We start from the raw sequence: 24770 nt of genomic DNA on the forward strand, positions 1-24770 counted from the left end.
TTTATCCGGTTATACAGAGAAGGAAGGAAAGCTGAGAACTTCCTAACGCAGAAAAATAACTTACCACCTTAGAGCTGCACTGGGGAAACTAAGTATCTAGTGCCGTGTAAGCGACGTTATCGCAAAAGAAGCCATTATGTTTTTTGTGATGGGAATCTGGGTGGAACCACGGATATAAGCATATTCGTCCCTATTTTAGGGATGAATATGCTTTTTTGTATTCAATTTCATAATAAGCGAAGAAAAGGACACGAGTTATTTTATCCGGTTATACAGAGAAGGAAGGAAAGCTGAGAACTTCCTAACGCAGAAAAATAACTTACCACCTTAGAGCTGTACTGGGGAAATTAAGTATCTAGTGCCGTGTAAACGACGTTACCGTAAAAGAAGCCATTGTATATTTACAATGGGAATCTGGGTGGAACCACGGGTAAAAGCACGCTCGTCCCTATTTTAGGGATGAGTGTGCTTTTTATTATGAAATGGAGAGATGAAAAATGAAAGAACAGATGATTGAAATGAAATTTCCGGATGGAAGCGTTAAAGAATTTGTAAAAGGAATTACTTTAGAAGAAATTGCGGGATCCATTAGCAGTAGTTTAAAAAAGAAAGCAGTCGCAGGGAAAGTAAATGATCAGTTATATGATTTACGCCGAAATATTGAAGAAAATGCGGAAGTAGAAATCGTTACTATAGATTCAAATGAAGGGGTAGAAATTGCAAGACACTCTGCGGCACATATTTTAGCGCAAGCTGTAAAGAGAATGCATGGTAATGTAAACCTTGGTGTAGGACCTGTTATTGAAAATGGATTTTATTATGATATGGATCTTCCGAGTAGTGTAAACGTAGAAGATTTACCGGAAATCGAAAAAGAAATGAAAAAAATTATAAATGAAAATATAAAAATAGAGCGAGTTGAGGTTTCACGAGAAGAGGCAAAAAAACTGTTTCAAGAAATGAATGATCACCTGAAATTAGAATTGTTAGAAGCAATTCCTAGTGGGGAAAGTGTAACACTCTATAAACAAGGTGAATTTGTAGACTTATGTAGAGGACCTCATTTACCGTCAACAGGCTATTTGAAAGCCTTCCAATTAACTCACGTTTCTGGTGCATATTGGCGAGGTGATAGTAACAATCAAGTGCTTCAGCGTATATATGGTGTTGCGTTCTCTTCTCAAAAAGAATTAGAAGGTTATTTACATTTCGTTGAAGAAGCAGCAAAAAGAAATCATCGTAAATTAGGTAGTGAGCTGGAGTTATTTATGTTTTCTGAAGAGGCTCCGGGAATGCCATTTTATTTACCGAAAGGACAAATTATTCGTAATGAATTAGAAGCATTTTTAAGAGGAATTCAAAAAGAGTATAAGTATCAAGAAGTACGTACTCCGTTTATGATGAACCAAGAATTATGGGAGAAATCAGGACACTGGGGACATTACAAAGACAACATGTATTTCTCTGAAGTAGACAATAAAAGTTTCGCATTAAAACCAATGAACTGCCCAGGACATATGTTAATGTTCAAAAATAAATTACACTCTTATCGCGAATTGCCAATTCGTATGTGTGAGTTCGGTCAAGTACACCGACACGAATTTAGCGGGGCATTAAATGGATTATTAAGAGTACGTACTTTCTGCCAAGATGATGCTCATTTATTTGTAACTCCAGAACAAATTGAAGATGAAATTAAATCTGTAATGGCGCAAATTGATTACGTTTATAAAACTTTTGGATTCGAATATGAAGTAGAGCTTTCTACTCGTCCAGAAGATTCAATGGGTGATGATAAGTTGTGGAAGCAAGCAGAAGAGGCATTAGAAAATGTATTACATTCATTGAATTATAAATATAGACTAAATGAAGGTGACGGTGCATTTTATGGACCGAAAATCGACTTCCATATTAAAGACGCTTTAAATAGAAGTCATCAGTGCGGGACAATCCAACTAGATTTCCAAATGCCAGAGAAGTTTGATTTAAATTATATAGATGAGAAGAATGAAAAGAGAAGACCAGTTGTCATTCACAGAGCAGTTTTAGGATCTTTAGACCGTTTCTTAGCGATATTAATTGAGCACTTTGGAGGCGCGTTCCCGGCATGGGTGGCACCGGTTCAAGTGAAGGTCATTCCAGTTTCGAATGCAGTCCATGTACAATACGCAGATGAGATTGCGGATAAATTAGCACAAGCTGGCATTCGTGTTGAAAGAGATGTACGAGATGAAAAGTTAGGATATAAAATAAGAGAAGCACAAATGCAAAAAGTTCCTTATGTTCTTGTTATTGGGGATAAGGAAATGGAGAACGGATCTGTAAATGTACGTAAATACGGTGAAGACCAGTCAGAAGTTATTGAACTAAATGGGTTTGTGGAGAGTATAAAAGAGGAAATAAAAAATAAGAAATAGAGATTGATAATAAAATACACCATTAACATGTATTACTGAATTTAAACTCATTAAAGAACCATAATAAATGATGAAGGGATAGCTTAATCGCTATCCCTTCATCATTTATTGCCATATACTTCACTTCATACCGTTAAATCATTTTCTGATTTTATATTAATGGCTTCTTGTAAGAGCTTTTGGAGAACTGCAGCAAAAACAGCAATCACGATAGAGGAGAAAATAATGATCAATCCAATTGGTATAAAACTTGGAGGATCAATTTTTTTTGCCATAAGATAGTAAATTGGCATACCTAGTATGTATATGGTACCGATAGTGAGGGCACAGTATTTTATATTTTTTAAAGCCTTTACTGATAATACCGAGAACGCTTTGTTCTTATCAATATAACTTAAAAGTTTAAAAACTTGATACAGAGCGAAGTAAAAAGGTATCGTCGCTACGTACATATCGATTAAAACGAGAGATTTCATATAAGCAATAGCTGGATACAATTCTCCAGCGAAATTCCCGATTTTAGGAACTAAAAATATGCACAATGCAAGTACTACTATACCTATAAAAACAATAGCTAGTTTTAAAAAGAGTGTTGTAACTTGTTTCATAAAAAGCACCTCGTTTATTTAATGACAACATGATTTTATCATATAATTTATCGTTTTAAAATAAAATTATATTGTTTTTTAACTTATTATTATTATTATTATTATTGTTATTTATGTATCCTATTAATTTTGATAAAAATAAAAAACTTGCTCATTACAAATGAATCCATCTTATGAAATGGTCTGTAATATTTTTTACCTTACAAAAATGTAAGGTAAATGTAAGCGAAATCGAAGGAACGAGTTTTAGAAAAGTGAGAATATGGAATAGGAAAAAGGTTTACGTAACTCGTGTAATCCTTTCTGATTGAAAAGTTTAAAAATTATTAAGGATTTACATGAGAAAAAGATAAGAAATATGTGAGAAATTAATTTTATACAAAAGGGATGGAGTGAAAGAGATGTCAACAAATGTAGTTACTGTAGAACGTGTAGAAAAAACGTATGGGAAAAGAAATGAGAATCAGTCAAAAGCGTTAAGGGGTGTGTCATTAAGTATTAAAGAAGGGGAATTCGTCGGGATTATGGGTCCTTCTGGATCTGGAAAAACGACTTTACTTAATGTGATTAGTACATTGGATCAAGCAACGGGTGGCAGTGTGACAATAGCTGGTACAAATATTACTTCTATGAAGGGGAATGCATTATCTGATTTTCGATCTCAAAAATTAGGATTCATTTTTCAAGATTTTAACTTACTAGAAAACTTATCAATTTATGAAAATATCGCTTTACCACTTTCTCTGCAAGGCGTACCTTCAAGTGAGATTACGGGGAAGGTAAATGAGGTTGCAAAGAAATTAGGGATTACTGAAATTTTAACGAAATATCCAACTGCTGTTTCTGGTGGACAAAAGCAAAGAACGGCGGCAGCACGAGCTTTAGTACATAATCCAGCAATCGTATTAGCAGATGAACCGACAGGTGCGCTTGATAGTAAAAATGCAAAAAGCTTATTAGAAGCGATGCAAGATTTACATGAAAATCACAATGTAAGTATTTTGATGGTTACACACGATGCATTTAGCGCGAGTTATTGTGAACGTATTTTATTTATTCAAGACGGTCTTCTTTATAAAGAGTTAAAGCGTCAAGGAACGCGAGAAAATTTCTATCAAGACATTTTAGGCGTGCTCGCTCATATGGGCTCAGCTGCTGAGTCTAAGTAGGGGGCGAGACTATGTTATTCAAATTATCACGTCATAGTATGAAAAAGATGTTAAAAGATTATATGGTTTTACTTATTGGTCTCGTTATTAGTATTAGTATTTTCTACATGTTCCAAACGATGGCGATGAATAGTGAATTTACGAAGGATAATAGTCTTATTGGTAGTATTAGACTCGTATTTTGGGTAGGTGCCATACTATTATCTTTCATTACTGTATTTTATATTATATATGCCAATTCTTTCTTACTCACATTAAGAAGAAAAGAACTCGGTATGTACATGATGCTCGGTGCGAAAAAGAAAAAAGTAGCACAGTTATTATTTATTGAAACATTCGGTATGGGTATTGTCAGTATTATTATCGGGATCTTAGTAGGGATGTTACTTGCAAGTGTAGCAGGAAACTTTTTAATGAATGGTATGGAAATTTCAGCAAAAGGTAGTTATTCATCTGTATATACACCAGCAATCTTAGTTACAGCTATTTTCTTCTTAATACTATTTTTTATTACTGGTTTAATGAATAGCATCCGTTTATTACGTAAAACAGAATTAGAATTAATACGTGAAGATGAAACACTAGATGAAGTGAAGAAAAGTAAAACTCGCATTATTATAATGACTGTACTTGGTGTATTACTAGTAAGTACAGGATATTATTTTATGGTAAATATAAAAATGTTTGCTGAACTTGGTTTTATAATAGCGACAATCGTTACAACACTCGGAACATATTTTATCTTTAGTTCATTGCTTCCATTTTTTGTGATGAAAATTAAAGGGAATAAAAAACGAAATGAAACGGGCTTAAATAGTTTTACATATGCACAGCTACGCTTTCGAGTAAATAGTTTATCGAGAGTATTAGGTACCGTAGCGATGTTAATTGCATTAGGTGCAGGTGCGATGACGGCAGGGATGGCGTTCCAAAAAAATGTAGGTATTATGACAGACTTCTCTCGTGTATATGATGTCGTAATTCATGATCCAAATAATCAAGATAAAGCAGCCTTAAAAGAAATGGAAATTGTGGAAGAAAGCAAGTATAAGTATAAAGTAGATGGAGAAGCGGTTTATTATTTACGTAACGACTTAACTGAGAAACCACCACTTGTTTCAGACCACTTTGATACAAAAACTTTAAAAGAACCTGCTCGTAAACGTGTGGCTGAACCTTTAACTGAACCTGTTTATTCTGCTTTGGAAGCTCCTGAAGCAGCCAATAAACTTCCTCGTATGCCAAGGGATTGGGAAGATGCGGTTGTAAGAGAAATACAAATTACACATAATCAATTTAACGGAAAACCTGTAAGGATTGCAGATGAAGAACACTACAAAGCAGTTCAAGGAACGGAACATAGTGTAACATTAGCAAAAGTAGATGATATGAAAAAATATAAACCGTTGTTAATTGAAATAGACAAGAGACAAAAAGAACAAATTGAAAAAACAACAGGTGCAAAAGTAGACTTATTTACGAAAATGACAATTTATCAGTTTATGAACAGTTTCATGAGTGGAACAATGTTTATGGGATTTTTCCTCGGAATTGCCTTTTTAGCAATGATGGCAAGTTCTCTTATGTTCAAAATATTAACAGGTGCTTCTCGTGACGTACGACGTTATGAAATGTTACGAAAAATTGGTGTGAGACGTAGTATGTTAACGAAAAGTATATATAAAGAAATTTCATATTTATTTATCTTCCCGGCAATCATTGGGATTTCCCACGTGTTAGTAGGGCTAAACTTATTTAGCTTCATATTAGTTGACCCGTTTGTAAAAGTGTGGGTGCCGATAGGGATTTTCTTAGTCATTTATTTCATCTATTACTGGATAACTGTTCAACTTTACAAAGGTATGGTAATGCCGAAAGAAGAGGTAGCGAAATAGTTAAAGGAAAAAAGTCTTTGTTTTGAAAACAAGGGCTTTTTTCTTTATTTTTAATACATTGTGACCGAGTCTTTCTATAAAATTTATATTGAAAATTAAGAAAATATTAAGAGTTTATATAGGGGAAAGTTAAGAAGTGTATGGGATATTAAAAATGTGCAAACGAGCAAGATGAAATTAGAGAGAGAAATTGTTATATATTAATATTATTTTGAGGGAGTTTTACAGAATTAAATTGATGTTTTTATAAATTTAAAAGAAAGGAGACTACTTATGAAGAAGATAAAAAAATTAATAAAACTTATTGGTGCCATCACTACACTATTATTAATCGTAGCACTAATATTTCCTACATGGACTTCGCAAATAAAGGGGAAGAACAGTATAAACATATTAGAGCAAGTAGAGATAAATGGCAGTGGTCATGAAATTATGATACGCGGCAAAGATAGGAACAATCCAGTTATTATTTTTGTACATGGTGGACCAGGAACTTCAGAAATACCATATGCTCAAAAATACCAAAACTTATTGGAAGAGAAATTCACAGTTGTTAATTACGATCAAAGAGCGAGCGGGAAGTCGTATCATTTCTTTGAAGACTATTCGAACCTTATATCAGATCTTCTTGTAGAAGACTTATTAGCTATGACAGATTATATTTCAAACCGTCTTGGTCGAGAAAAAATAATATTGGTTGGTCATTCTTACGGTACATATATCGGAATGCAAGCTGCCAATAAAGCCCCGGAAAAATTTGAAGCATATGTTGGCATCGGGCAAATGAGTGATACAGTAGAAAGTGAAATCGATAGTTTAAAATATGTGGTTGAACAGGCACAAAAAGCTGGGAATACAGATGAGGTGTCCTATTTAAATGGGTTGACTGAAAAAATTAAAAATGGCGATACATACACTCCGAGAAATTATGTTGCGAAATATGGTGGAACATCAAGACTCATTGAAAATCCAGATGGTGATAACATCGGAATGTTACTCAGTAATGAATATAACTTGTTAGACGTAATTCGTTATAACGTTGGATTATCACATTCTCAAACTGTCTTATTAGAAAAGGATTTAAAGAATCCATTGCCTACTAAGGTGACTAAAATGAAGCTACCGCTTTATTTCATTATGGGGAAATATGACTATAACACTTCATATCATGCAGCAAAAACATATTTTGATACGATTGAAGCAGGTCAAAAAGAATTTATTACTTTTGAGAAGTCAGCTCATTATCCACAATTTGAGGAGGAAGAAAAATTTTATAATTGGATGTGCGATACATTCGTAAAATAAATAAAGTGTATCCGAACTTTAGAAAATTATAATAGTTAGCGAGACGTATAAAGATATTTAGATGCATAGTATTAACTGAAGCGAAGTTAAATAAAAAGACTCTTGATAAAAAACAAGAGTCTTTTTTATATTGTTCTCTATACAGAAGGAAAAGATTGGATAATGATCGAAAAATATAATATAACTTCCAAGAAATGACTGAAAAAATAAAATTTTGTCGAGAGAAAGGGTTAGAAGTATGAAAGAAATGCTACAGTTATTTCGCAACAAAGTGTATGCCCGTTTTTTTCTAGCAAATATTTTAGAGCGACTCGGTTCTATGATTGCTGGAATTTCTTTAATGTTTTATTTGTTAGACCAGTACGGAAAACAACCAGTTTACGCAACGATGACACAAATTATGATGGCATTACCCGCATTAATCTTTTTTCTATTAGTAGGGACAGTAGTGGATCGTTTTGATAGACAACGTATTTGTACGGTAAGCAATATATGTTGTTCGCTCTGTAATATCGGAATTCTAATTTCGCTTTATTACGGAATGATTATACTCGTCTTTATATTTTTGTTTTTGGAAAATGCATGTATACAATTTTTCTCTCCATCAGAACAGTCGATGATACAGGGAGTAGTTGAATCAGACCAATATGGCGCAGCAGCAGGGATTAATCAAATGGTAAATAGTTTGTATGCTTTATTTGGTGTAGGAATTGCAACGATGGTGTACTGGACTTTTGGAATTTATGGGAGCATTTTAGTAAATACGCTCACATTTATTATGAGTGGTATTTTGATTCAAACGATCTCCGTTCCAGAAAAAGTTCGTTTGCCAAATGGTAGAACAAAGTGGAAAGAAGTTAATTTGAAGATGTTAATAACAGAGTTTCAAGAAGGAATCAAGTATATATATCAAAATGACACTTTAAAAAAATTACTTTTAGGATTTATCGTATTTGGACTATTAAATGGTATTTTAAGCGTATCCACTACTTACATATTAAAATATAAATTAGCACCAGCAACGTATGAAAGTTTAGCGATGGTGGGCGGTGTAGTTGGAGGGATTTCATTATTAATTGGAAGTATAGTAGCAACAAGTATAGGTAAGAAATATGCACCTAAGCCTATTATTGTATTTGGTATGGCGGGCTCAGGAGTCTTTTTCGGTATGTGTTACTTTGTAAATCACGTATGGTCTTTTTATGTATGTATCGCTTTTGCGACTTTCTTTTTACCATTTATTAATGTTGCAATAATGGGCTGGATGTATGAAATTGTAGAAGAGTCATTCATGGGACGCGTTCAAAGTTTACTTAGTCCATTAACGACAGGATTCCAGCTGTTATCTCTCGGTGCGATAGCGATGTTGTTCCCGAAATGGATTCGTGCAGATACGTTGTTTATTATTTTATTTGGTTTATTATTTTTTGTTACGTGTTTATATCGAGCCATTTTACCTAGTGGAAAGAAACGAGTGCAAGGTATAGCTGAAAAGATGTAATATATCTGGTTTTTGATTTCTGAATATTCTATCGGATAGTAAGGAGAAATCGTTATGTTGATGCGAATTGTTAAATGGTGTGGGATTACTTGTTTACAACTAGTAGCTGCTATTTTATGTATAATCTGCTTAGGTGCGCTGCCACGTTTATTTAAGGGATTGCAAATGGATTTAATCGGTTTTTGGAACACGATTGTATTTCTTGGAGGAAAGTTACTTCAACCAGGTGAAATTACATATGGATTTCGGGACTCAAGAAAATTATTTCCACAAATATGGATTCATTATATTGAAACGATGATTGTATTTCTATCAGCGTTTTTACTATCTTTGCTTATAGCGTATGTACTTGTCGTTTGGGTATTGCAACGTTCTCATATGAAACAGAAAATGTGGAACGGGATTTTTCTTACGCTTGAGAGTATACCAGATATATTACTTATTTTATTATCACAACTTCTTGTCGTAATTCTTTTTCAAAAAACAGGATTTATGCCGGTTAAACTAGCTGGATTAGGGGAAGAAAGGATACGTTTGTTACCGATTATATGTCTTACAATACCAACAACATTATTATTTATTAAACTGTTGTTATTACGATTTAAAGAAGAGTTAGAGAAAGATTATAGTTTGTTTGCCAAGAGTAAAGGATTAAGCTTACAGCATATTTTGACACATCATATTTCAAGAAATGTTTTATTGACGACAATTTATTATGCGAAAACAAATATATTATTTATGCTTTCCAATTTATATATTATTGAATGGATATTTAATACATATGGTATGTTTGTTTTTGTAAAAGAAAATTCTAAATTAGAAATATTTACAGTGAGTCTAGTAATATTATACGTACCGCTTTTTATACTATTTCGTATATTACATACACTCTTGCAAAATGTGATAAAGGAGCGTGTGTAATATGTGGCAAGTTGTAAAAAGAGATGTGAGATTTTGGATAGGTATTACTTTTTTAAGTGTACTAATGATTGTTAGTATTGGATATACGGTGTTTTTTGATGGGAATATTCGCGAACTTACGATGATGTATAACGAAAAAGGAGAACTAGAGGCAGCTCCATTTTCGCCATCAAGTAAATTTTGGTTTGGAAGTGATGTGAAAGGCCGCGACATTGTTCAATTAATAATAGAAGGCGCGAAATGGACAGTTGGAGCGAGTATAATTATAGCGATTTTACGAGTTATAGTTGGAGGGGGAGTTGGTTTACTTCTTGGTATGTATGGTAAACGTTCTTTTCCAGTTATTTCATCATTTTTTGATCCTTTTAGTATTGTACCAATGGTCATGATTTCTTATTTTATGTTAAATGAAGTTTTAACGTTTGACAGTGGAGCGGAAGTTGTGCCGTTGTATTTGCGGGTGGCATTTCAAATTATAGTTCTTGTATTTCTTGCTGTACCAACAGTTATGCTATATGTAGCGCAAGAAGTAAAACGTATTAAGAAAGAGGAATTTATGTTGGCAGCTACTGTTCTCGGCGGGAGTAAATGGCAGAGGTTGAAGCGCCATATATGGCCGCATATGTTACCACCATTTCTTTTATTAGTAGCCCAACAATTTGTGAGTACTTTATTGCTTCTTTTACACCTTGGTTTGTTGCAATTATTTTTTGGTGGAACAATAATCTTCAGTGGAATGGATCCAGATAGTGTAACAAAAGAATGGACTGGCCTAATTGGTCAAAACTTCCGCCATTTAACTACACATACATGGATTGTACTTATACCAATTGCTTTTTATAGTATGACAATTTTAGCGGGAAATCTAGTTAGTAATAGTATGCAAGATGCGATTAAACTAGGAAATATAAAAATACTTAAGAGCAAGGATAAAGAAGTAAAGGAAGAGAAACGAATACAAACTAATGTGAATGATTTTTCTTTCTATAGAGAGGTACAAAAATAAAAAAGATAGCTGAAGTTAAAAAACAGTAAAGTTTTAAAAGAAATAATAATCGAATTATTATGGAAATATCGATAGTGTAAATCCTATAATTGAACTGGGTGATTAAAAGTGACTATACAAAATAAAAAGATAATTGATATATGTGATAACCACAGACTATTAAATAAATATTCACGTAACAGTATTCCAAGCGTAATCTTCATAGCAGGGTTAGGCGATAGTTATGAGACATGGAAAAAAGTCCAAGACCGAATATCGCAAGAAACATCAACCTTTTCCTATAACAGGTCGGGTATTGGCAGGAGTCAAGTCGCATCCGTCCCGACGACTTGCTATAATCTAGTCGAGGAGCTAAACGAATTGTTGCTAGCGCTTGAAGTGGAGAAGCCCTATATATTGGTAGGACATTCTTTTGGTGGTTTGGTCGCTAGATTATATGCCAGCCTTTATCCACTGAACATCTGCGGTATGATTTTGGTTGACGCTGCACCGGAATATAAAGAACTTGCCTATGAAAAGGTTCTACCCGAAAATCTGCTTGCAAGAAATAGGGAATATTACGAGAATCCTATGTTGAATAGTGAGAAGATTGATAAAATACAAAGTTATAAGCAAATCGTTGATCATTCAAAGCAAAGTAACCTCCCTCTTGTAATTATTACAAGAGGTTTACCTGACAATGTTGAAGAGGGATGGCCATCTCAAGAAATATTGGAAATTGAGCAAAGACTCCAAGCAGAATTCCAATGGCTATCAACGTCAAGCAAGTACCGGATTGCTAGTCGAAGTGGACATTATATTCATCATGATGAGCCAGAAGTTGTTATAGAGGAGATTATGTTAATGTGGAAGGAGATGGGGAAATGAGCGATACAAGGACTAAATTGATGCTGGATTTGCAAAGAATTGAGAAGGATGAGTATCAGTTACGCGAAGGTGAGCAGCATCAAGATTTCTTACCTTTGTTACTTCAATATATTGGCGATCCTCAGCCAGAATTACGGGATAACCTGATTTATTCGATGTTTTATATGTGGATTAGAGAAGAGAATAGATTCAGTGAAGAGGAGTTACGAAGCCTCTTAACTGTTCTGACTGATGAGAACCATTTGTTCTATAGTATTGGTAGCGAGGATGATCAGTCAGTTTTTACAAGGACGTTCTCTGCTTTACCTATCGCTTTGATTGTGCAACGTCACAGACAGAATCCATTTTTTAATCAAGCGGAAATTGAGCAATTAATACATGCGATGCTCCGTTATTATAAAGAGGAGAAGGATCTGCGAGGTTACATTTCAGTAGGAGGCTGGGCTCACAGCGCGTCTCATGGTGCGGATGTTTTTGTCGAGCTGGTGCAGTGCGAGGAGAGCAGCGTCGCAATGCTGCGTGAGGTTCTTGTCGCTATTTCTGGCATGCTTCATAATGGTAGACACATTTTTAGCGATGAGGATGATGAGCGGTTGGTAAACATCGTGGATACGATGATTGACAAAGAGTTACTTCCACATCAAGAAATCGCTGATTGGATTAGCGGCTTAGCGCAATGCTGCAATTTGCCGAGAAGTCGCAGTCAGGTGATTGCTCGCGTGAACAGCAAAAATTTTTTACGCAGTCTCTATTTCAGAAGAGGAAAAGATAGCTGAGGGAATGAGCTTAACACTGTCATACTTAGTACTGAGGCAATTTTGAACAGGTTTTCTTTCAGTTAAAGGGTTAGAGGGGCCGTCCCAAAAGCCATCGGAAATTGGCTTTTGGGACGGCCCCTTTTTATGTCAAGAAAAACAAGAAGAAACCATCCATTGGTAAAATGGAAGTACCACCCACCACGCACAAAAGGAGAGGCAAGGGCTGCAATTAAGGCAGTTTTTCCTCATTGAACTAAAGGGTAGCATTTCTGTAAAGATTGTGAAAAAATGCTTATTGAACTAACGCATGCGTTAGTTCAATAAGGTCTAAAAATGTTGTTTTAGTAAATGAGGTCATATGTAGTACAAAAAGGATAGATAATGCATATACTTTCTGCTTTATCTATCCTCTTCTTTTTCGTCTATACAATGTGCAACATTATATAACTATTATTGATATACATATGCTAAATACCTATTTCTTGGTTCTAAATAAAACAAATCGTTTTCAGCTATCTTTTTTTGTTTAAAGTGGTGGTAAATCAATCTTACCTTCTTCAAATAATTCTTTTATCATATGCTTCGTATAACCAGCGGCTTGACCAAAGGTGATTTTTGCTGGCATTGGTGCTTCATTTACATCTACAACTACATCAATAATACACGGACTATTTTGTTTTACCACACTTTCGAAAGCAGGAAGTAGTTCATCTACATTCTCAACACGGTATCCAATACCTCCGCACGCCTCTGCGTATTTTGCAAAATCAGGGTTTGTTAAGTCTGTACCAAATTCGATATTCCCCATAACTTCTTGTTCGAATTTAATCATGGCGATTTTATTATTGTTTAAAACGACGACAACGATTGGTAGTTTATATTTAACAGCTGTTACGAAATCGTTCATTGTCATTCCAAAACCACCGTCACCACAAACCGCAAATACTTGTTTATCCGGGAAAGCAATTTTTCCAGCAAGTGCACCAGGTAAACCGCAGCCAAGTGTTGCGAGCCAGCTAGAAATAATAAATTGCTGATTTGTCATACGAAAGTGCCTTGCTGTCCATACTGTTACATTTCCGACATCGACTGATAATATTGCATCATCATGAGCTACTTGTTGCAGTGCATGCATAACGCGTTGTGGTTTAATTGGAGTAGAAGAATCTTCTTCTTGATTGTGTAATTTTTCTTCCCACTTTTTCATCATTTCTTGATGATGCTCTAAGAAGGAATGGTCCTCGTGTTTTTCTACATTTTCAATTAACCATTTTAATGTTTTATCAGCATCACCAGCTAAGCCAATATCTGTTACGTAACGTTTTCCTATTTGGGCAGGATCAGTATCGATATGAATTGTTTTTGCTTTTTCGGGCAAGAAACCTGTGAACGGATAGGATGTACCAATCATAATTAAAGTATCCGCATGTTTCATTGCTTCATAAGAAGGTTTCGTTCCAATTAATCCTAATCCACCGATACAAAGTGGATGTTCATCAGGAATAATTCCTTTAGCTGGTAATGTAAGTACGATTGGAGCACCGATGTGTTCTGCGAAAGTAAGTAAAGATTCTCTCGCATGTTTCGCACCTTTTCCAGCTAAAATTACAGGCTTTTTCGCTTCATTTATTGCGAGTTTTGCAGCATGTAAATCTTCTTCTTGCGGAAATAACTCAGGTAATGTAAAAGAAGTATTTGTAACACGAGCACCACTTTTTACTTCGAATTTCGGAACATCATCTGGAATCGTAAGAACAGATACACCTTTTTTCGTATAAGCCATTCGAATCGCTTGATTCACGACAGCAGGCAACTGTTCTGCTGACATAATGCGCTGGTTATATACCGCAACATCATCGAATAATCTTTCTAAGTTTACTTCTTGGAAAAAATCCGTCCCGAGTAAATCTGTTTCTACTTGACCTGAAATTGCTAGAACAGGGACTTTATCGAGTTTAGCATCATATAAACCATTTAATAAATGAATAGCACCGGGCCCTGCGATTGCCATACAAACGCCGAGTTTCCCTGTTAATTTCGCATAGGCAGCTGCTGCAAGTGCACCAGCTTCTTCATGGCGCACTTGAATAAATTTGATTTTATCTTGTTTTTTTCGTAAAGCTTCAATTATAGAATTGATGGAATCTCCAGGCATTCCGTATATATGTTCTACTCCCCAGTCAATTAAAAGGTCAACTAGAGCTTCACCGGCTGTTTTCCCAAACATAATTTTTCCTCCTTATAATTAGGTAGATACTATTATGTTTTGGAGAAAAAGGAAAAATATACAAATGATTATATTATTATCTTTAATGATGACCAGCGAATAGTGTAAATACTGTTATTAGTAAAAATCCACTAGTTGCCCATGTTAAAAATGTCAGGAATGAGAGTTGTCTTTTTGCCTTCCAAAGCATTTCATGAATTGTAACATAGCTAAGGGAACCGATAGCACTTCCCATAATGAGCCCTTGTAGATGAAGAGCTTTTCCTTCCATCAAAATGCCAAAAACAGTACCGGTACCGAGAATAAGTGAAAGTAATAAAGTTGTTAGTAAAAATGAAATATATTTATGCTTTGTAAAGAGAAAGGGGATAATTAAAGCTAATCCTTCAGGAATATGGTGAACAACGATTGCTATTAAAAAAGGAACTGCAGATTCAGCATGATTAATAAAAGCTGTACCTAAAGCAAATCCACTTGGCAAATTATGAATAAATATAGCAAAAGAAAGAAAAAGAAAAGTTTGCCATGCTTGTTGATCTTTTTTATGTATCATTGGATGATGACAATAGTTATCTAATAAGCTCATAACTAAAATACCGATAGCTATACCAAGTATAGGCCCAATTATTTCATAGCTTGCAAATGTTTCAGGAATTATTTCAAGGGATAAAAGCCCAAGCAAAATTCCGCCGCATAATGCGTATAAACGATGCATTTTTTCTTCAATTAGCTGGCGTGTAGCAATGCCAACAGCACCGCCTAATAGTAATCCACCAAATGAAAAAAACGTAACAATCATTGGAATCCATAATCGTTCCATCGTATCACACTCCGATTCTTCCACTTATTTTTAGCTTACGAAAAGGAAAGTTAGATTAGTCCAAGTAATTATGTTTGATTATAGAGAAAAAACTAATAATTCGTTATAATTTATATATTAAACTTAAGTGGAAATATGAAATGGGGAATACGTTTGCAAACAAAATGGAGTCTATCTGAATACGAAAATCCAAAACGATATGATATAGAAAATAAAAGTCTGTCAGATTTTCCGTTCTTACTATCATGGGCGCAAAAACTAAATATACAAAATGAATGGATTCTAGATATTGCCTGCGGAACAGGAAGGGTTACAATTCCATTTATAGAAAACGGATATCAAATGATTGGTGTAGATATACATGAAGGTATGCTTGCTGAAGCAAAGAGAAAATCTATGGATTGTAAAAAAGTAAAATGGTTACAACAAGACTGTTTACAATTAAAGATTGAAGAAACGATTCCATTAGCATTTATGGTTGATCATGGATTTCAACACTTTCTTACGAATACAGATCAAAATAAGTTATTAACATCTATTCATCATGTGTTAGCTGATAATGGTATATTCATATTCGATACACGTTTTCCTTCAAAAGAAGAATTAATACAACCATTTACAGAAGAATATTGGACAACTATTATTGATGAAAAGGAAAGAAAATGCGATCTATATACTGAAATGACATACGATTCAATTCAGCAAATACAGCATTACATAACAACAAGAAGATTTTATGAGGGTGATATGCAAGTAGAAGAACTGAAAACAACGATTGATCTTCGCTATACGTATCCACAGGAGTTAGAAAGATTATTAGTAGTGAATGGTTTTGAATTATTACATATATATAATGATTGGGAAGGAAATGAGTTAGGGGAAGACTGCTATTCTATGGTAGTAGTTTGCCGGAAGAAAAAATAGTGTTATTTTTAAAATATGAGTGTGAAAAGCTTTTAAGGAGAGAAAAAGATGACTTGGTACTTAGATAATGTTTATGAAATAAATAAAGAAGCGCCCTATACATTCTATCTTCCTAGCTCAGAAGTTTTGGAGAAATTAAAGGTTGGAGATTTGGTAAAGTTAATTTTTGTAACTAAAATCGAAGACGAAGATGGGTTTCATGGTGAACGAATGTGGGTGGAAATCACTGAAAGAAATGAGAAAAAGTTTGTAGGGGAACTGATCAATGATCCATATCGTTTAGATTTAAAAATAGGTGATAAAATTTCATTTGGAATTGAAAATATATGTGATACGGAATATAATGATCCAGCTTCAAAAGATTGGGATTTTTATTTTGATACGAAGGTAATTGTTAGTGATGATGTACTTGAAAAAAGAGAATTTAACTTTATGCTTAAAGAGGATTCAAGAGAAGAAGGTGACTCTGGTTGGTCAATATTAAGTGGTTATGAAAGTGATGACTATGTCAATAATCCTAAAAACTTTCAAATTATTTCAATTGGAGTCATTTTGAATATGGATGATTCTATTTTAAACTTTCTTGAAGAACCACCTTTATGTGCATATGAAAGAAATGATGAAGGTAGATTCTATAAAATTGAAGACTATGATTGGGATGCTTATTTAAATGGATAGATGAAGTTACTATGTTCTAAAGAAAGCGATATATATTATTTCATGCTATGTGCTGGATGAAGGTTTTACAGATAATAATTGAAGAGAATAGTAATAAATGGAGGGGTTTGTAATGCAGCAAATTAAAAAAATAGGAAACTCATTTTGGTATATGACACCAGTTTCTGAAACAGATAGACCTATATTAGGAATGGTCGTTGGACAAGAAAAAACTTTAATGATTGATGCAGGGAATTCAGAAGAACATGCACAATTATTTTTAGAAATGCTAAAAGAACAGAATGTATCAAGTCCTGATTTCGTAGCATTAACGCATTGGCACTGGGATCATATTTTTGGATTGCCTGTACTACAAGATGCATTAACTATTGCGCATGCAGAAACGAAGAAAGAAATGCAGCCACTAGTATCTTATGAATGGACAGATGAAGCGTTGGACGCACGCGTAAAAGATGGTACTGAAATTGCATTTTGTGCAGATTGCATTAAAAAAGAGTTTGAAGAAAAAGCGAGAAATATTAAAATTATTCCTCCGACCTTAACGTTCCAGGATCAAATTGAATTAGACCTTGGTGAAGTGACATGCGTGTTAAAACATGTCGGCGGAGATCATGCACATGATTCAGTTGTTATTTACGTGAAAGAAGAAAAGATTTTATTTTTAGGAGACTGTATATATGCAGATATCTTCTCTTCAAAGTGGAACTATTCGATGAAACGAACGTTTAAATTAATAGAAGAGTTGGAGGCATTTGATGCTGAAACTTATATTCTTTCTCATGGGACAGCTATAAGTCGGGATGAGTTTTTACAAGAAATGCATTTGTTAAAAACAGTAGGAACTTATACAGAAATTCATAAAGGCGATGAAGAAAACATAAAGACAGCGTATAAACGAGACGTAAATAGAGAATTAAATGAAGATGAATTAGAAACAATTACGTTTTTTGTAAATGGTTATGAAATGAATAATCAGTAAGACACTACACTAATCAAATATAATTAAACTACATAAAAAGAGTATTGAAAGTTAATTCAATACTCTTTTCAATAGTTAAATATGTAGTTTCAAACAAATTCTAAATATGGGGTTTATCGTCTAAAATAATGCCATTCTATTTATTTTTCATATAGATAGTGGTTCAAGTGGAAGCTTTCTTCGCTAATTCAGTTATATAGTTAAAAAATCCATTGTGGTTTACATCATATACTACATTTACAGGTCGTCCGTCAACAGTTTCCACTGTACGCCCCTGGCTAGGTCCATATGTATGAATAATACTATTAATTGTTTGTAATTTTGCAAGGTCAGATTTCCCGATAAAGGCAGCAGTCAATACATCCCACAAATAGTAAGTAGAGTTAGTTGAGAAATGAACGAGGGGAGGAACCATTGCATAGCATTGACCAAGAAAATCAACACCAATATATTTACGCTCTTTTGCCCAACTTTCACGTATGTCTATAGTTAATGGAACTTGGTTTGTACTTTCTAGCGTTACTAAGTCGATTTTAATTTTTGATTCCCACACACGAGCTACTGCTTCAGGATCCCAAAACGAATTCCACTCAGCCGTTCCATCATGTTCTGGTTCATGTACATTGCCGGCAGTACGAAATGTTCCTCCCATCCAAACAAGGCGCTCAATTTTCCCCTCGATTACAGGTGCTTCATATAGTGCACGCGCTAAATCGGTAAGAGGCCCTGTAAATAATAAAGTTGTTTTCTCTTCAGTTTGTAGTAGGGTTTCAATTAAATGATGATGTGCAGGTTTTTCTGCTACGGGTGTTACAACTTTTCCAGACTCATTTAAAATGGGTAAAGCATCTACATAAAATGCATGCATCCGCCACTCTTTTGGAAATGGATTTTTTGCACGGGAATTTGATGCGGCTACTTCAATATTTCCTTTGCCGAAGCGATCAATAATTTTGCGACTTGCAGACATTGCTGGTTCTAAATAGCAATCTGCAGGGATAACTGAAACACCTGTAAGTTTGACATTATCCATCTGGAGTAATAAAAATAATGAAATTAAATCATCTACACCACCATCATGATTGAAGTACACTTTTTTCATCATTATAATCTCCATCCTATATGATTTAGTTAGGAATTAAATATGAATTGCGGAAAAATCATCAATAATTTCCACCACTTCAATTTTTCCATTGATCAGTAACTCAGGAAGTTCATTACTAACGTTTCCTTTCCAATACTCTCTTGCTTGTTCAATTTTTTGAGAGAAAGGAATACCATCTTCTTTCGGTAAAAGATTTCCGTCACCTTCAAAACAATTTCCAATTACTCGTAGTTTAACAATCTGCAAAACTTCTCGATTGTAAGAATCAAATAATGCTTTCCATTTTAAAGTATCTTCATAGCTCTTTGCAGCATATAAACAAGATAATCTTGAAGGGTATTCAGGGAATTCTTGTAGTCTTACCATTTCTACAATCGTTTCTCTAACGGCTCTAATTGTTTGATTCATATAATTCATAACTACTTTAGCATTTTCATTATTTATATGTAATTCTTCATTTGTATAATGTTCTTTTAAAATTTGCATGGGATCTTCACCGTTAGAATTCAAATGTTCCCTTTCAAAAAAGAAATGAAAGAGGGTATTCGTTTGATTTTTATCGAAATGAATGATTTGTCCAATATTCATTTTTTCCCTTGTAACGATGTGGTATACGTAAAATTCTATGTCATTCATGGTTATCCTCCTAGTAGTAATGTATTTCAATGTTAAATTTAGTAATTCAACATTGAAATATATAAAACCTTTATAAGTAAGAGTGAGAATTTGATCAGAAAGTATAGTGAATATATGATAACGCTTTAAATTTGTTCACAAAATGTTCACTTACGAAGAGGTTTCCATAATCGATATAATGACAAAGACTTAAACAGAAAGGATGATAGAAATTGCCAACAACAAGAAAGGAAAACCTCCAATTTGGTATGATGATGTGCCTTGGGATGGTTATTGTAATGACGTTTTATAATTTATTACTGAATGGAGCAGGAGGGCCAATTCATATTAAGGAGATCGCATTAGAACTAATAATTGGATTCATTATTGCATTATTAATTGAAATATGTATCGTTGGACCTTGTACGAAAAAACTTGTATTCATGTTACCGTTTGATAAATCGAAGAAAATAAATATTATAGTTGCGATGGCGACAGCTATGGTAATTGGAATGGTTTTCTTTATGTCTTTTTACGGAATGGCTATGATGTATTTACATGGTGGACTACAAGGAGACTCATTTGTATCGATGTATTTTTCAATTTTCATTAAAAATTTCATTTTGGCGTATCCATTACAATTAATTATTATGGGGCCACTTGTGCGTTTCTTATTTGGAAAGTTTGTTATGAAGAATAAACCTGTTAATATAGCGTAGTTATAAATATTAAAATATTATATAACGATAAAACAATAAAAAACACATCTCAAATATTTTGAGTTGTGTTTTTTATTGTTCATTTGTAGCTATTTTCATATTGATGTGACATTTGTCCTTTTGCCTTTATAGGATTATAGCTTTTAATTAAGTCAGAAATAGAAGATTAGGAGATGATTTTTTGAAAGGCGTTGTATTTGCTATTTTAGCTGGCGTATTTATTACACTTCAAGGTACATTTAATGCAAAACTTAGTTCACATATCGGTATATGGTCGACAAGTATTATTACGCATTTAATTGGATTCATTATTGCAACAACAATATTTTTGTTAAAGAAAGAAGAGAAAATAGCGGATTTAAAGGATGTGAAAAAAATATATTTAGTAGCTGGTGCACTTGGCGGATTAATTATTTGTGCAGAAACAGTAGCGATACATGCAATGGGAGTTACATTAACAGCTGGAACACTTATGGTTGCTCAATTATTAACAGCAACTCTAATTGAAATGAAGGGATTATTTCAAATAAAAAAGATACAGATGGAGAGATATCATATTGTGGGAACAATAGTAATGATTATAGGTATTGTTGTATTTAATATGTAAATGAAAGGAGGAAATGAAAATGGAGAATAGATCAGATTTAATTATCCATTATTTGAAAACTAATAAAATGCTTGAAATTTTTTCAGAGATAGATACAGCTTATTTTCAAGTAAATCATTTTGAAAAAGGCGAGCTTATTTGCAATATAGATGACGCAATGGATCGTTTATATTTTGTTGTTAAAGGTAAAGTAAAAGTTTATACGATTACACCAGAGGGAAAGAAACTGATCCTTCGTTTTATCAATCCATTGGCGGTTGTTGGCGATATTGAATTAATACAAAATAGCAAAGCGCATAATGTCGTTGAAGCTTGTTCAGATGTTATAGCCATCTCTATTTCTCATGCTGTAATTAGAAATAAGTTATTACATGATCCTATATTTATGAACTTCTTGCTTGAAAACATTGCAAACACATTAAAAATATCGACTCGTTTTACAGCACTTAATTTACTTTATCCAGTAGAAGTACGTGTAGCTAGTTATTTACTTTCTATTTCTACTGATAGTAACGGGAATATGTATAAAAAAGATTTGGATGCAACTTCGATATCAAGTATTGCGGATTTTATAGGAGTAAGTTATAGGCACGTCATACGGGTGTTACAAAAATTTTATAAAGAAAAATTAATTGAAAAGAAAAATGGTGTTATTGTAATTAAAGATTTTTTTAGAATGAAGGAAGTTGCTAAAAATAATATATATGAGCAATGAATAGGGGAGAGGGAATATGATTGGATTTAGTTTAGCTATAATAGCTGGCGTATTAATTAGTTTACAATCTATTTTTAATGCAAAGGTAAATGAAAGTGTAGGACAGTGGTTAACAACAGCATGTGTTCTTGGAATAGGTCTCATAAGTTCTATTCTATTTTATATCATTACAGAAAACAGTATTAGCATTAAAGTGTATACTACAAATTATTTGTTTTATGTAAGTGGATTGTTTGGCATCGGGTTAATTATTTGTATAATGGGTGCAATAAAGAGTTTAGGTCCAGCGTATACGGTGTTAATTAGCCTTATTACTCAATTAGTTGTTGCGTTATGTATTGATACATTCGGATTATTTGGAATGGAGAGCATTCCATTGCAAATAAATAAATTAGTTGGGATAGGTCTATTAATTGTAGGGGTAGGAATTTTTAAAAATCTATTTTCGAGTAAGAAAGCTATTCATATAAATGAGGATAAGAAGTAGTGAATATATTTTGGTGAAGAGTTTACATCTATACAATACAATTATAAGTCAGTAACTAAAGCAGTTGAAAAATAAGAAAAGAAGAAGACCTTGTAAACTTAAGATCTTCTTCTTTTCTTATTTTCTATTGAATCGCACATGAACAAACTTTAACATCTTTATTAAGTTTACAATTCGCATCATAATGCGCGTACTACCATCCCAATCTTTATTTGTAGGTATATCTTTAAAGAAAGGAGAGCAGCTTAATACTTTTATGGTAGAAGACCATTTTTCTATTGATTTTGGATTGTTTACATAAAAATGCATCATTGCGCCGTTATTACCGGATTTCTTTACAGTAGCATTTGAAAGGTTCAGTGCAAATTTTGATTCAGCGTCAAAGTATAATTCGCCTCCAGGAAAACGTTTTGACACAGCGACTATGATTTTCTTCAAATCCTCTTCTTTAAAGTAATAAAACACGCCAGCTGATATAAAAAGAATACCGTCGTTTGGATCATATTTTATATCGTCAAACCAAGAAGTATCAAAAAATGATTTAGCGATGCTCATGTTTCTTGGTGTATCTTCAATTAATGTTTTTCGAAATGAAATAGCATCGGGCAAATCAAGATTATACCAATGTATCGTACCGTTATCAATTCTAGAAAAAGTAGTGTCTAGTCCAGAACCGATATTTACAATAGTAGCATTTGGATGTTTTATAATGAATTTTTTTATCGTATCATCAATTTTTCGTGCGCGAGTAATGTATGTGATACATCCGTATTCACCAAATGTATTTGCTATTGTTGAGAAGTCAAAATCACATTCTTTAATAATTCGAATTGCTTCCGTATCATCTAAAATATCTTTATTTTTCTCACTGCCATAGGCACGTCCCCATAGCGGAATAAGCATCGTACCTTGTACTGAATGAATATCTATTTCTTTAACCATGAAACATCCTCCGTGTAATAAAAAATTATTTATATTTTTAATCGTTATTTAACATTTTTGAGAGCATTTTATTTGTTTTATACAATCCGTAAGTTAAATCACGTTGATCTTCTTCACTTAGTTTCTCAAGATTATTAGTGAAATTATTATATATTTGTTTCCATCTCTCATAATGTACCTTTTCAGCCTTTTCTGTTAGAGAGATTAATATAGCTCTTTTGTCTACCGTATCTTGTTTTTTTATAATGTATCCATTTAGTTCTAAATTACGAACTGTTACGCTTAATTGTTGTTTAGGTATGTTTAAATAACTGGCAATCATTTTTAAATTTACAGGCACCTTTTTTTGTGCGATATATTCCACTACGTGTTGCTCTATATGTGTAAATTCAGATGATTTTTCCGATAATAATTTGAAAGTACCTGACATATTTAATAATAAATTCATGTATTCGTTTAATAATTCGTTTTGGGTCATCATTTTCGCTTCCTTTATGCATTTAGTAATTATTTTATTACTATTTTAATGATAAAACAAGTGATTTAATCCATCATAGTAAATTAATGTTTACTATGATTTATTTTTAAAATTATATGAATTGAAATAGAAGAGTATGAGAGATGCTTTTAGGAGAGGAGAGTATGACCGGAAAGGGAATATTACTAAATACATATAACTAATGCATGCAATGTCTTTTTCAGTTATTATGTTGTAAATAATTTTATGATAAAATCTTTAACATAATGAAATAAAGGGGTAGTATTCTATGGGGTATTTCTCAAATGGTTTATTAGTTCTGTTTGTGCTTATCGTATGCAGTTGTATAATTTTTGGTTGATAATATAATGAGAGTCTTATAAAAAAGAAGTTATCTTAAGTGAGATAACTTCTTTTTATTTTATGTTAAGAAGGAATTATATTGTTCTTAGGGAAGTTTGTATAAATTAATTTCATATTAAAGATAATTGTATGAAATAAAAACAAACGAGAAAATAAGGAGTATTTACATGAATAACAGTATAAATTATACAATGGAACACCCAACAAATTTCAATGGATTATTAACTGTATATGAATCTTTAGGATGGAATTCTCTTCAATTAACGGTTAACGAGTTAGAACAAATGTGTAAACAAAGTTGGTATGCAATGTATGCTTTTGATGATAAGAAGCTAGTAGGGATGGGGCGTATTATATCAGATGGCGTGATAACAGGCGTTATTTGTGGTGTTTGTGTTATTACCAGAGTATCAGTCCATTGGTATTGGAAAAGAAATAGTAGAACGATTAATCCATCACTGCGAACAAAACAAGGTAATTCCTCAACTTATGTGTGTGGAAAAATTGCAATCTTATTATGAATCTATGGGGTTTGAGGCATTTTCTGTTGGAATGACAAAACACATTATAAGATAGTGGAGCTTTATATTTCCAGTTTATTCGTACATATCTTCAAACTTCAGTATAAAGGAGAATTGCTATATGGAGATTGCTAAAGGGGTAG

22 protein-coding genes, 2 pseudogenes and 1 other annotated feature are annotated in these 24770 nt (G+C 33.3%); of the genes and pseudogenes, 17 read left to right on the top strand and 7 right to left on the bottom strand.

Translation table 11 applies throughout. The features are described from left to right. Positions 1-230 precede the first annotated feature (230 nt). Positions 231-453 (top strand) — a binding site (T-box leader). A gap of 44 nt (positions 454-497) precedes the next feature. Further along, complete coding sequence (thrS, locus tag JDS99_RS21175) at positions 498-2417, top strand: threonine--tRNA ligase (RefSeq protein WP_199695654.1); 1920 nt, start codon at positions 498-500, stop codon at positions 2415-2417. 125 nt (positions 2418-2542) lie between these two features. Here the strand turns inward: thrS and JDS99_RS21180 are convergent, their stop codons facing one another. Next, complete coding sequence (locus JDS99_RS21180; RefSeq protein WP_199695655.1) at positions 2543-3025, bottom strand: DUF2975 domain-containing protein; 483 nt, start codon at positions 3023-3025, stop codon at positions 2543-2545. Between the two features lie 401 nt (positions 3026-3426). Between JDS99_RS21180 and JDS99_RS21185 the strand changes: the two genes are divergently transcribed. The 8 genes and pseudogenes from JDS99_RS21185 to JDS99_RS21220 all read left to right on the top strand — a co-directional run bounded on the left by JDS99_RS21185 (position 3427) and on the right by JDS99_RS21220 (position 12531). Beyond that, positions 3427-4194 (top strand): ABC transporter ATP-binding protein, encoded by a 768-nt coding sequence (locus JDS99_RS21185; protein ID WP_000106412.1) that lies wholly within the window; start codon positions 3427-3429, stop codon positions 4192-4194. A gap of 11 nt (positions 4195-4205) precedes the next feature. Continuing rightward, positions 4206-6089 carry an FtsX-like permease family protein gene (locus JDS99_RS21190; protein WP_199695656.1) on the top strand — a complete coding sequence of 628 codons (1884 nt, stop codon included), beginning with the start codon at positions 4206-4208 and terminating at the stop codon, positions 6087-6089. A 273-nt stretch (positions 6090-6362) separates the two neighbouring features. Next, a complete protein-coding gene (locus tag JDS99_RS21195; RefSeq protein ID WP_199695657.1) occupies positions 6363-7394 on the top strand; it encodes an alpha/beta hydrolase in 1032 nt (343 codons plus the stop codon). 214 nt (positions 7395-7608) lie between these two features. Then, positions 7609-8895, top strand: a complete 1287-nt coding sequence (locus tag JDS99_RS21200) for an MFS transporter (RefSeq protein ID WP_199695658.1) — start codon at positions 7609-7611, stop codon at positions 8893-8895. A gap of 54 nt (positions 8896-8949) precedes the next feature. Next, positions 8950-9816, top strand: coding sequence for an ABC transporter permease subunit (locus tag JDS99_RS21205; RefSeq protein WP_060488707.1), 867 nt, complete (start codon positions 8950-8952; stop codon positions 9814-9816). Between the two features lies 1 nt (position 9817). Beyond that, complete coding sequence (locus JDS99_RS21210) at positions 9818-10822, top strand: ABC transporter permease subunit (protein WP_097907512.1); 1005 nt, start codon at positions 9818-9820, stop codon at positions 10820-10822. A gap of 108 nt (positions 10823-10930) precedes the next feature. Next, positions 10931-11689 carry an alpha/beta fold hydrolase gene (locus JDS99_RS21215; RefSeq protein WP_199695659.1) on the top strand — a complete coding sequence of 253 codons (759 nt, stop codon included), beginning with the start codon at positions 10931-10933 and terminating at the stop codon, positions 11687-11689. Continuing rightward, positions 11686-12531: pseudogene (locus tag JDS99_RS21220) on the top strand (DUF2785 domain-containing protein). Before JDS99_RS21215 ends, JDS99_RS21220 begins: the two are co-directional and overlap by 4 nt. Positions 12532-12973: 442 nt before the next feature. Here JDS99_RS21220 and JDS99_RS21225 read toward each other — a convergent pair. Both JDS99_RS21225 and JDS99_RS21230 read right to left on the bottom strand, forming a co-directional pair. Next, positions 12974-14674 carry a pyruvate oxidase gene (locus JDS99_RS21225; protein ID WP_199695660.1) on the bottom strand — a complete coding sequence of 567 codons (1701 nt, stop codon included), beginning with the start codon at positions 14672-14674 and terminating at the stop codon, positions 12974-12976. An 82-nt stretch (positions 14675-14756) separates the two neighbouring features. Then, positions 14757-15494: a ZIP family metal transporter gene (locus JDS99_RS21230; protein WP_097907514.1), complete on the bottom strand. Its 738-nt coding sequence runs from the start codon at positions 15492-15494 to the stop codon at positions 14757-14759. Between the two features lie 135 nt (positions 15495-15629). Between JDS99_RS21230 and JDS99_RS21235 the strand changes: the two genes are divergently transcribed. From JDS99_RS21235 to JDS99_RS21245, 3 genes are all read left to right on the top strand, one after another. Beyond that, positions 15630-16418 carry a class I SAM-dependent methyltransferase gene (locus JDS99_RS21235; RefSeq protein ID WP_199695661.1) on the top strand — a complete coding sequence of 263 codons (789 nt, stop codon included), beginning with the start codon at positions 15630-15632 and terminating at the stop codon, positions 16416-16418. A 48-nt stretch (positions 16419-16466) separates the two neighbouring features. Further along, the gene (locus JDS99_RS21240) at positions 16467-17096 is read left to right on the top strand and encodes an immunity protein Imm33 domain-containing protein (RefSeq protein ID WP_098857097.1); all 630 of its coding nucleotides are present in this window, start codon (positions 16467-16469) and stop codon (positions 17094-17096) included. A 112-nt stretch (positions 17097-17208) separates the two neighbouring features. Beyond that, the gene (locus tag JDS99_RS21245; RefSeq protein ID WP_087982389.1) at positions 17209-18075 is read left to right on the top strand and encodes an MBL fold metallo-hydrolase; all 867 of its coding nucleotides are present in this window, start codon (positions 17209-17211) and stop codon (positions 18073-18075) included. Between the two features lie 163 nt (positions 18076-18238). On the opposite strand, the gene JDS99_RS21250 is transcribed toward JDS99_RS21245, so the two are convergent. Both JDS99_RS21250 and JDS99_RS21255 read right to left on the bottom strand, forming a co-directional pair. Further along, positions 18239-19180: a nucleoside hydrolase gene (locus JDS99_RS21250; protein ID WP_142293542.1), complete on the bottom strand. Its 942-nt coding sequence runs from the start codon at positions 19178-19180 to the stop codon at positions 18239-18241. Positions 19181-19213: 33 nt separating this feature from the next. Beyond that, positions 19214-19816: a DUF2441 domain-containing protein gene (locus tag JDS99_RS21255; RefSeq protein WP_088609707.1), complete on the bottom strand. Its 603-nt coding sequence runs from the start codon at positions 19814-19816 to the stop codon at positions 19214-19216. A 212-nt stretch (positions 19817-20028) separates the two neighbouring features. On the opposite strand from JDS99_RS21255, the gene JDS99_RS21260 reads away from it, so the two are divergent. The 4 genes from JDS99_RS21260 to JDS99_RS21275 all read left to right on the top strand — a co-directional run bounded on the left by JDS99_RS21260 (position 20029) and on the right by JDS99_RS21275 (position 22323). After that, positions 20029-20514, top strand: a complete 486-nt coding sequence (locus tag JDS99_RS21260; protein ID WP_088063326.1) for a DUF2798 domain-containing protein — start codon at positions 20029-20031, stop codon at positions 20512-20514. A gap of 181 nt (positions 20515-20695) precedes the next feature. Then, positions 20696-21121, top strand: a complete 426-nt coding sequence (locus tag JDS99_RS21265; RefSeq protein ID WP_060488717.1) for a DMT family transporter — start codon at positions 20696-20698, stop codon at positions 21119-21121. A 19-nt stretch (positions 21122-21140) separates the two neighbouring features. After that, positions 21141-21836: a Crp/Fnr family transcriptional regulator gene (locus tag JDS99_RS21270; protein WP_149214001.1), complete on the top strand. Its 696-nt coding sequence runs from the start codon at positions 21141-21143 to the stop codon at positions 21834-21836. A gap of 16 nt (positions 21837-21852) precedes the next feature. Continuing rightward, entirely contained in the window at positions 21853-22323 is a 471-nt protein-coding gene (locus tag JDS99_RS21275; protein WP_088609709.1) for a DMT family transporter, read from the top strand. Between the two features lie 117 nt (positions 22324-22440). On the opposite strand, the gene JDS99_RS21280 is transcribed toward JDS99_RS21275, so the two are convergent. Further along, on the bottom strand, positions 22441-23265 hold the full coding sequence (locus tag JDS99_RS21280; protein WP_199695662.1) for a class I SAM-dependent methyltransferase: 825 nt from the start codon (positions 23263-23265) through the stop codon (positions 22441-22443). Positions 23266-23302: 37 nt separating this feature from the next. Continuing rightward, on the bottom strand, positions 23303-23743 hold the full coding sequence (locus JDS99_RS21285; protein ID WP_088609711.1) for a MarR family winged helix-turn-helix transcriptional regulator: 441 nt from the start codon (positions 23741-23743) through the stop codon (positions 23303-23305). Positions 23744-24273: 530 nt separating this feature from the next. Here JDS99_RS21285 and JDS99_RS21290 point away from each other — a divergent pair. Next, positions 24274-24682: pseudogene (locus tag JDS99_RS21290) on the top strand (GNAT family N-acetyltransferase). Positions 24683-24770 lie beyond the last annotated feature (88 nt).

The organism is Bacillus cereus group sp. N6, assembly GCF_016483705.1.
Lineage (GTDB): Bacteria > Bacillota > Bacilli > Bacillales > Bacillaceae_G > Bacillus_A > Bacillus_A wiedmannii.